At 64.7% G+C, this 258-nt stretch carries 1 pseudogene; it reads left to right on the forward strand.

Features of this window, described 5'->3' with window-relative positions:
- Nucleotides 1-258 (forward strand): annotated as a pseudogene (locus tag IH26_RS61875) (hypothetical protein); the annotation flags it as partial.

The following is a 258-nucleotide window of genomic DNA, read 5'->3' on the forward strand; positions in this document are numbered from 1 at the left end:
TGGCGTCATGGATCGACCTTCGCCGGTTCTTCTTCTGGATCTCGACGGCGTGCTCAGTCCCTTCGCCGCAGCCCACTGTCCGCTCGGTTATCAGGAACGCGTGCTCTTTGAGGGAGAAGAGCCGGTGCGTTTCTGCGCGGCACACGGTAGCTGGATCCAGGAGCTGGCCGCCGTCGGCGACCTGTGGTGGGCCACCGGCTGGGGCGAGAACGCCAACGAGCTGTACCTGCCATTGCTCGGCGTCGAACCGTTACCGGT

The organism is Actinoplanes subtropicus (assembly GCF_000721705.1).
Lineage (GTDB): Bacteria > Actinomycetota > Actinomycetes > Mycobacteriales > Micromonosporaceae > Actinoplanes > Actinoplanes subtropicus.